This window comes from Microcoleus sp. LEGE 07076, from assembly GCF_015207455.1.
In the GTDB taxonomy this organism is placed as follows: domain Bacteria; phylum Cyanobacteriota; class Cyanobacteriia; order Cyanobacteriales; family Microcoleaceae; genus Microcoleus.
In genome coordinates, this window is sequence record NZ_JADEWV010000010.1 from 47,766 (window position 1) to 57,100 (window position 9,335).

Consider the following 9,335-nt stretch of genomic DNA (forward strand, 5'->3'; position numbering starts at 1 on the left):
TCCAAATACTTATTATTTTAACTTAATCGCTTTCAATCACTACAGCTACCGCTGTCAATCACTCAAAATTTACAAAAAATAACACCTAACGCCTTCCCTCATTCCATCAAATCATCCCCCGCCAATTCACCCGGATCAAAGCGATCGCTCACAATCTCCTTTTTTTAACCAGTGATTATAAATAAATCTTGTTTATTGTCGATCGCCAACGTCTACAATGATACAAAGCAGTAGATCGCACTCCTGGGCGTAAGGTGCTCCGTGCGAACCTTACGCTTGAAAACTAACTGTTTAAAATTTTTCCATCAAGGTTTTTTCTTGAGCGTAAACATCTCGTAGCTGTTGCAGCGCTGAGGCAGAAATTACCGATTTAACTGTAGCGACTAATTTACCCCACTCCAGCAAGCTGTCAACTGAAACAGCGGTTTTGAAGTTGTACGTATAGAATTTAGTCCAAAATTCTGGTGCTTGCGTGCGTTTCCAGCGTTTGTACCATCCGAGAAAATCTCGATCGCAGGGCTGTTTTACTTCTAAGATTGGGGGGAAATCGGCGTAGCTGACGAATCTGCTGAGGCCTTTGGCGTGCACGTACACCATGTTGTGACAGCATTCGATCCGGTAAATTTGGTCTGGTGTGATGTTGAACAGGAGTGCTACTGTTTCTTCGGTGACAAATCTCGATCGCGGATTGACGATCGACGATTTGTGAATAATTTTTGATGCGCCGATCGCTGACGATCTTAACTGATTTTCTGATATCATCAAAATAATACGGTAAGTGGGAAACGAAACGGGTCTTTAGACCTGAAAGGTAAACGAGCGAGAGAATAAATTCCTTTTAGTCTTTTTGTGTGCTAGGATCAAGTCATACCGCAGGGCTTGCGGAAAGGTAAGACCTCAAGTCTGTGGAGCGAACATAAGACCGAAAAGCGCTTCGGGTGCAGAGGCAGTTGCTATGAAGCAGAAACCTAAGTTGTGAGTCTTAGGAATCTCAGTCCCAAAGAGCGCTGAGAGGATGTCAATGTAGTTGCATATCCTGGTGGTAGGTAAATCTATCTGCTAGGTACGATCGACAGAAATTTATCTGTCGGGATTAATTTTAACTGGCGATCGTCTTTAGTTTGCAGACCGGGGGCGATCGCTTTTTGATATATTATACTAAATCCAAAATTTTGTAAATAGTAAATATGAGCAAAGGCTTAGTCAGGTTGCGGGTTCGAGAGTTGGCGGCCGAGAAGGGATGGACGCTCAAGGAGGTTGCCGAGCGATCGGGCGTGGGGTACAGTACGATTAGCAATTATGCCCGCTCTCAAGGCATGGCGATGGTTGACTTTGCAGCAGTGCACAAGTTGGCTCGCACTTTTGATGTGATGATTGAAGATTTTGTGGTAATCCTAGAAAAGTAGCCGAGCATTTTTCCTAAATTAAATATCAGATTGTACCATGTTTTGGATTAAATTTAAGATGCGTTTACCCTGCTGACAAGTGTAGATTTTTTGGCCACAGGGTAGTACAAAATCAACTAAATCAGGGGAAAATCGAGGTACTCAAACGAAACACCGGGCTGGGGGAAAAACCTGAATCCTCAAAAATAAGCACCTCAAGAATTTGTCATGTATCGTCTTCAAACAAATAGCTTACCGGTAAGCGGGGAAGATGTGCCAGAGAGTGGGAGAGTGGGAAATTTGGAAAAATCTTCCTTCTTCCGACTTCCATTTCTCTTGTGGCTTCTTCCTTGGGCCGCCATCCTTGATTTATCGTAACAGTTGCCTCAAGCCTGAAGTTTTATGATTGTGGCAAATCAAGTTTCCGGTCAAAAATCGGGAAGCACTAAACTCTACAACCGGGAGTTGCTAAAAAATGATGATGAAAGCCCAAGATATTATGACAACAGAAGTTGTTACCATTCGTGGTTCGGCAACGGTAGCTGAAGCAGTGGCGATGATGAACGAACTCTGTCTGCGCGCCCTAATTGTGGAACGCCGCCACGAACAAGACGCCTACGGGATTGTGACTGAAACGGATATTGTTTACAAAGTAACAGCCTACGGAGTAGACCCGCAAAAAGTCCGCGTTTTCGAGATTATGACCAAACCGTGCATCACGGTGAACCCTGACTTGGGCGTGGAATATGTGGCGAGGTTGTTCGCCAATACCCGCATCCGCCGAGCTCCGGTGATTAAGGACAAGCTGCTCGGCATTATTTCGGTAACGGATATCTTGACAAAAAGCGATTTTGTTGATAAGCCGAAGAGTTTGGTATTTGAGGAAGAAATTGAAGCGGCGATCGCCGATGCCAGAAATGTCTGTTCCCAGAAAGGCGCTACTTCTGCTGAGTGCGCCGTAGCGTGGGACATTGTAGAGGAAATGCAGGCTGAGGCTTCTCACCAGCGATCGATGAAGCTTGAGAAAACGGCTTTTGAGGAGTATTGCGATGAAAATCCCGAGGCGGCTGAAGCGCGGATGTACGACAGTTAACAGTTGAGAGTTGGCAGTTTGGCTCATCCCATTTTTGCAAATATATCCCTCCAAAATTGGGATGCACCCTGACAGTTGAGAGTTGGCAGAAGGCAGAATTTTTAATTCGGCCTTCTGCCTTCAAAGACTAATGCGATCGCCCTTAATCTTTAAGTTTATTTTGAAAAAGTTCGATAACCTGTTGCCACGCATCAGCAGCAGCTTCTCTATTTATATTAGGATGCTGTGCTAAAAACGGGTACTTATCTACGAAAAATGCACCAAAGAATCCATGTCCTGCGTCGTATCGAAATACACGATGACTGATTTGATGTTTCTGTAATTCTACCTCAATTTTTCGGGTTTCCTCCTGTGAAACTATTGTATCATTCGTGCCATAAAATAGATAAATAGTGCCTTTAATTGCCGATGTGCGCTCGATAGTTGGAGTATCTTCTCCATAGCTAGAAGTTGCAATCCCCCCACCATAAAACGAAGCAGTTGCTTTGATATCGGGTAAAGTTGCAGCCATATAAGTAATGTGACCACCAAAGCAAAAACCAATGCAGCCAATAGAATCAGGTTTAACGTTGGGTAATGTGTTTAGATAGGCAATGGTTGCTTGAATATCGCTGAATATTTCCCAATATTTTACTTGTTGATAGTATTGCAACCCCAATTGGTAAGCTTCTGGACTATAACCAATATCTGGTTCGCTAAACCCAAATTCAAAACCGGGAGCAATACGTTGATACATCGCAGGTGCAATTGCTATGTATCCTTGTTGTGCTATCAATTCGGTAATATCCCGAATATTTTCATTAACACCAAAGATTTCGTGAAACACAATAACCGCGGCAAAAGTTCCCTTTTCTACTGGTTGGGCTAAGTAAGCATCGATTTGTAAGTTGTGGTTAATAATTTTGATTCTTGTGGTATTAATTTCGCGATTTTTCATTTGCTTTTTCCAGCTTTGATCTTTCAGTTTCAATACGGTTGGGTTAACACAGTTAATTCCCCGGAGATCCCCCTCGCATCCCCCTAAAAAAGGGGGACTTTGAGTAAGTTCTTATCCTTACTTTTTTTAAGGGGGGTGCCAGGGAGATCGGTCTGATCTGAACCGTATTGGGTTATAGCTTAGAAAATTAGCGACTCTGAATTCTAGAAAAAAATTGCGCTCTTTTATTAAATTATTGCGATCGCCCTGATTGGAATTGTTTCGGTGTCATCCCCAGCAGGCGCTTGAAACATCGAGTCAAGTGACTTTGATCGCAAAATCCGACTCGGAAAGCAATATCTGCGATGCTAAGTTCACTCTCGTGCAAGAGATACTTTGCTTTCTGGATGCGGCATTGTAAGATGTACTGGTGGGGTGTTATGCCCGTGCTTTGCTTGAACAGACGTAAAAAGTGATAAGGACTGATTTGGGCGATCGCAGCAAGTTCAATTAGCTTTACCTCTTGATGAAGATGTTCGTTGATATACTCCGTTATCTGTTTTAGCTTGGATTTAGATAATCCATCCGCATAGCTAGAAAGCCGAGGTTGTGTGGTGCAATAATTTCGCAACAGGTGAATCGCCAATGCGGTTTTGAGACTATCAACCAGCAAATAACCGCCGATTTGACCAAATTCTAATTCTTGTCTTAAAGCGCCAAATATCCCTTGAATCAGGATATCTTGCTTATTCATGTAATGAGGGATGAGTTCAATGCGATCGCAATTTACCAAATCTTGACCCACTTGTTCTAGGAGTGCAGGGGCGATCGCCAAAATGGTAAACTGAGCCAAAGTATTCCAATTGCAGCGCTGGGAAATACCCGCCGGAATCACCGCAATGTCTCCCTGATTCCGGGGTTCTGTTTTTAGCCTACCATCCAACCACCGTTCTCCCGATCGCTCTCCCGATACCTCAACAGCAGGACAATGAGCAATCACGTGCCACGAACCTTGATGTTCGGGCGTGTCAAACTGAGGCTGTTGATGATGTTCGTAATAGATATTATCCCATCCCGAACTTGTCAGAACAGCGGGCTGAGGTAACAAAAAATCTGTTGCCTTTTCTTGGCTGAAATCAATCAGTTTTACCTCTGCTTCTGATGTTCTCATCTTTCGCTTAAATAGATTGAGAAGTCTTTGATTTTCGTGACTGTCAATTCTGTAGGGTGCGTCGCCCTCAGATATGGGATGGAAGTTGCAGATTGTAGATGGCGACGCACCAGTGCGATAGCGATTTTCTATCTTAGCTGTTTGGTTGAATCATACAAAACACGTTCAACTTATTTCCATCAAGATCCCGGAAATATCCGGCATAAAACCCCGGTAACACGCCTCTGGGTCCCGCGGCTCCTTCATCTTTAGCGCCAAGTTCGATCGCCTTGTTATAAACTAAATTGACTTTTTCTGGGCTGTCAACTTGAAGAGCTACCATTACTCCATTACCAACAGTTGCTTTGTTACCATCAAATGGTTTTGTAACAGCAAGTGCTGGTAGCTCTGGAGAAACGCTCCACGCGATAAATCCGTCGAATTCCATGAATCGTCGAGCGCCAATTTCCGCAAGCAAAGCATCATAAAACTTTGCTGCACTTTCAAGATCGTTAGTGCCGAGTGTAACGTATCCGATCATGTTTTTGTCCTTTCCCTGATGTTGAGATGAAAAAAAGTATTTGAGCAAATAACAACTGAGTTAAACTGTAATGCTCCTCGACTTCTTAGTCCGCGGAGGCGGACTTCGTGTGTGTAGACGCGGTTTCTAACCGCCGAGCGATAAAGGCATTGCTTGAATGCACTCCGGAGTGTCTTTAGTCGGACTATTGACGATCGCACTTACCGCATTTGCTTTCATTGCTGCTGAAGTATAGGGCTTTAACAGCGGCAAAACTTGCTGAGCATTTTTAATTGAGGGGTCAAGCCACTCTTCCCAAACCTCCTCAGGGAGAATCACCGGCATTCGATCGTGCACGGGCTGCACAGTTTCGTTAGGAGTGGTAGTAATTATACTGCAAGATACAATCTTTTCTGCTTCTGGAGATTCCCAATTTTCCCACAAACCGGCAAAAGCAAAAGGTGCGCCGTTTGCCATTGTAAAATAGTAAGGCTGTTTTTTCTTGCCCTGCGGCAGCCATTCGTAGAAACCGTCAGCAACTATCAAACATCGCCTGTGCTTGATGGCGCTGCGAAAAGCAGGTTTTTCGGCTACTGTTTCCGATCGCGCATTGATCGTATGGCTGCCGATTTTCAGATCTTTTGCCCAACTGGGAATCAATCCCCAGCGCATAAATTGAAACTGCCGCTCAATTGTTTTTGAATCGACTGTGACTGTCGCAACTGATTGAGTTGGGGCGATATTGTATCGCGGTTTAATTTCGGGAACTTCTGACAGTTTGAAGAATTCGGCGATGATTTGAGCTGATGTATTTAAAGTGAATCTTCCGCACATAATTGCTCACATTATTTATAGTTGGTATTAACGCGCTTTTTTCTCTACTCTTGCAGTCCGGCATTCGTCGGGCGATCCGACAGTGCGGCAGTGCTTTAAACCCCCGCCTCAAAGCTTGCATTCGGTTAAAACTGAGATATTGCACCAATGTCAGCAATCGGCTAGAAGCCCGTTCCACAAAAAATGGATTTTCTTGTGGGGTGGGCCAGAAAGCCCGCCCATGAAAGGCTAATTGAGAATGGTGCAATATCTCGGTTAAAACCGACTAGCAATATCACATCAATATTTATCTATTTTAGTCCTCTAAAAGAGGACTTTAGCTATGAAACAAAGGTTAAAAACCCCTGTCGGACTGTCAGACTAAACCATCCCCTACGAGACATTGCTAAATTCTCGAACATTTGCAGCCAGCCATTCTTTCCGCAACTTGTCAATAGCTAATTCTTTGAATTTAGCTTCTACTTCAATCCAAGGAGCTTGATAATAGCACTCAGGCATATCTACAATCAAGTCGCTGTGGCGCGGGTCTGCAAAAAATTCTTTTCCGTTGGATATATGTACTAATTGCCATTGGGGAAATGCCCAAGAAGTGCGGGCTGCTGCGAGCATTTCGGCCACACTCGGATCGTCGTAACTTTCTAAATGTTCGTGAATGACGTGGTGGTGCGCGTCAAAAACCATCGGTACTGCGGTATCGAGACAAACTTCTAAAAGTTCTGAGGAACTGTAAGCGTATTCGTCATTTTCAAAGGTTAAGCGCGATCGAATAGATTCGGGTAAGTCGCGGATGACTGATGTCAGTTGCGAAGTGCGAGATCCCTTACCGCCGTGAATGTTCATCAGTGCCCAGGGCGATCGGGGTTGTCCCAACATATCTAAAATTAAAGCATGAGTCGCCAGAATTTTAATGCTGTTTTTCACAACATCCGGCTTGTCGGAACTGAGGACAACAAATTGATCCGGGTGGAGTACCAAACGGATATTGAGGGAAATTGCGCGATCGCCCACTCTCCGCAATTCCTCAGTCATGGAGTGCAGCACTGTTTCCCCCAAATCTGTATCTGCAAAAGGGAACAGTGCAGAAGTCATGCGATACAATTTAATCTTATTTGCATAGCAGAAATCAATCGCTTTGTCAAGCCGTTTTAAGTTATCTGCATACAACTCGCGCAACACTTTTTCTTGTTCAGTTTCCGCAAGCTGTAAAAGTCGCTTCCGCGTGACAGTGCGAAAGCGAACGGCATCGGATGTTGTAATGCAGACTAATCCTAATTCTGGCTGTTTTTGACTTAATAACACTTGGTTAATATTGCTCATTCCTAATAATATTTAGCTTGAATCTTATTTTAACATAGGTTCGTAATCAGGAATGCAAGTCCTTCTTTCTAGAATCTGGAGAAACTGAAGTCCCCACTACGAACCTGAAGATAGCATAGGTTCGTAGTCAGGAATGCAAGTCCTTCTTTCTGGAATCTGGAGAAACTGAAGTCCCCACTACGAACCTGAAGATAGCATAGGTTTGTAGTCAGGAATGCAAGTCCTTAATTTGAAGAAACTGAAGTCCCCACTACTAACCTTTTAACTCCGCAAACGCCCCGATCGCAAAATGCTAACAATTAACCACAAACCTAAAAAACTCGCCGCTGCAAACAAACCGTTGCTCAAAAAAGATAGTTGAGCAGTTTGCGCGTTAGAAGAAATAATTGCTGCACCCACAATCAGCGAACCCACGACAACACTAAAAGAAAGTCGGTTCGCAGAATCACCCAAAGTACGGCGCAGCGGATCGAGTTCTTTTACTGTTAAATTCCACTTCAAAGTTTCCGAAGTAACCCGGTCTAAAAGCACTTCCACCTGTCGCGGAGATTGCAAAGACAAGCTTTTTAGATCCAGAGCGGTTCTCAGCAGAGCTTGCACCGGGTCATCTCCCAATAACTGACGGCGAAACATATCGGTCATCAGCGGTTTCACCTGCTCTACAATATTAAATCTCGGATTGAAAGAGCGCGCCAGTCCTTCTAAATTAGCTAGAGTTTTTGCATACAAACCGAGATTGCTGGGTAGCCTAATTTTATTTTTGCGGGTGATTTCCAGCACTTCATAAAATATTTCGGAGAGGTTCATTTGCGACAAGCTTACATTGTAATACTTCCGCAGCATTCGAGCCAAATCGTTTTCGAGAATAGCTAAACTTTTAGGTTGAGCAAATTCTGCCATTTCCAATGTTAATTGAGTGCATCGCTGAGCGTCTAAATCGACAATTGCTAGCAACATTTCTGTCAAATTTTGCTGGGTTCGCGGGTCTAATCTGCCGACCATACCGCAGTCGAGCAAAGCTATTCGACCGTCTTTGAGATAAAATAAATTGCCGGGATGCGGGTCTGCGTGAAAGAATCCGTCGATATACAACTGCTGGAAGAAAACGCGGCAAAGTAGCGTTGTAATTTCTTCGCGTTCGGCATTTATATCTCCTTTATGACCAATTCCTTGCAAGTCGCCTAACAAAATCGGCACTCCGTTCAGCCATTCCATTACTAAGAGTTTTTTGGTTGTCAACTCCCAGTTTATTTCTGGTAAAACAACTTGTTTTGGGTCGAACCATTTACTTTTAGATAAATTGCGGCGCAGTTCGTCGGTGTAGCTGGCTTCTTGAATGAAGTCTAGTTCTGCACGCAGGGCGATCGCAAATTCTTCAGCTAGGGCGACAATATCGTATTGTTGACCGAATTCGGTGAGCATCACAAGTTCTGCCAAGCCTCGGAGCACGGCGATGTCTTGTTCGATGATAATATCAATCCCGGGGCGCTGAACTTTGAGGGCGACTTCGCGGCCATCTTTTAAAGTAGCTTTGTGGGTTTGGGCGATCGACCCTGCGGCGATCGCCTGAGTGTTAAATTTAGCGAAGGTATCTTCGAGAGATTGTGTGAGTTCCTTGCGGACAATAAATTCTACTTCCGACCAAGGTACGGGCGGAACTTCCGCTTGTAGCGTGGAGAGGATTTCGATGTAGCTGGCGGGTAAAAGGTCGGGACGGGTACTCAGCAATTGTCCCAATTTCACAAAAACTGGGCCTAATTCTACCAGGATGTTGCGGAGAACAGCGGGAGTTGGGAGACTGGGTGCGTCGGTTTTGCGGCCGGTTAGGAGGCTTTTCATGTAGTCCCAACCGTTGCGGAAGACGACCTCTAGGATTTCTCCTTTGCGAGAAGTGTTTTGAACTAGGCTGAACAAGGGGCCTCCGGGTCGATCGACTTTGGTAGCAATATAACTACTAGGATAGCGCTGTTGACCGAGCCGATCGTTGTCTTGAGGAATAAATTGGCGGGAATAGTGGTTCGGGGGCGCAATTTCTGAAGAGGGATAACTGCGCTGCACTTTGGGGTGTGGGGGAGGGCGATCGGTTTTTGGCCGTAGCATTAATCCTCATGTTAATATAC

At 44.5% G+C, this 9,335-nt stretch carries 9 protein-coding genes; 2 read left to right on the forward strand and 7 right to left on the reverse strand.

The features are described from left to right. Positions 1–291: 291 nt before the first annotated feature. A complete protein-coding gene (locus IQ270_RS03070; RefSeq protein ID WP_193971796.1) occupies positions 292–762 on the reverse strand; it encodes a hypothetical protein in 471 nt (156 codons plus the stop codon). Between the two features lie 425 nt (positions 763–1,187). On the opposite strand from IQ270_RS03070, the gene IQ270_RS03075 reads away from it, so the two are divergent. Beyond that, positions 1,188–1,406 carry a helix-turn-helix domain-containing protein gene (locus IQ270_RS03075; RefSeq protein WP_006632503.1) on the forward strand — a complete coding sequence of 73 codons (219 nt, stop codon included), beginning with the start codon at positions 1,188–1,190 and terminating at the stop codon, positions 1,404–1,406. 454 nt (positions 1,407–1,860) lie between these two features. Further along, positions 1,861–2,478: a CP12 domain-containing protein gene (locus IQ270_RS03080; protein WP_193971797.1), complete on the forward strand. Its 618-nt coding sequence runs from the start codon at positions 1,861–1,863 to the stop codon at positions 2,476–2,478. Between the two features lie 142 nt (positions 2,479–2,620). Here IQ270_RS03080 and IQ270_RS03085 read toward each other — a convergent pair whose 3' ends face one another. From IQ270_RS03085 to IQ270_RS03110, 6 genes are all read right to left on the reverse strand, one after another. After that, a complete protein-coding gene (locus tag IQ270_RS03085) occupies positions 2,621–3,415 on the reverse strand; it encodes a dienelactone hydrolase family protein (RefSeq protein WP_193971798.1) in 795 nt (264 codons plus the stop codon). Between the two features lie 232 nt (positions 3,416–3,647). Then, entirely contained in the window at positions 3,648–4,565 is a 918-nt protein-coding gene (locus IQ270_RS03090; RefSeq protein ID WP_193971799.1) for a helix-turn-helix domain-containing protein, read from the reverse strand. Between the two features lie 133 nt (positions 4,566–4,698). Next, positions 4,699–5,085 (reverse strand): VOC family protein, encoded by a 387-nt coding sequence (locus IQ270_RS03095; RefSeq protein ID WP_193971800.1) that lies wholly within the window; start codon positions 5,083–5,085, stop codon positions 4,699–4,701. Between the two features lie 126 nt (positions 5,086–5,211). After that, the gene (locus IQ270_RS03100; RefSeq protein ID WP_193971801.1) at positions 5,212–5,898 is read right to left on the reverse strand and encodes an SOS response-associated peptidase; all 687 of its coding nucleotides are present in this window, start codon (positions 5,896–5,898) and stop codon (positions 5,212–5,214) included. A gap of 372 nt (positions 5,899–6,270) precedes the next feature. Continuing rightward, on the reverse strand, positions 6,271–7,215 hold the full coding sequence (uvsE, locus tag IQ270_RS03105; protein WP_193971802.1) for a UV DNA damage repair endonuclease UvsE: 945 nt from the start codon (positions 7,213–7,215) through the stop codon (positions 6,271–6,273). A 261-nt stretch (positions 7,216–7,476) separates the two neighbouring features. After that, positions 7,477–9,129: an AarF/ABC1/UbiB kinase family protein gene (locus tag IQ270_RS03110; RefSeq protein WP_228056035.1), complete on the reverse strand. Its 1,653-nt coding sequence runs from the start codon at positions 9,127–9,129 to the stop codon at positions 7,477–7,479. Between the last annotated feature and the right edge of the window lie 206 nt (positions 9,130–9,335).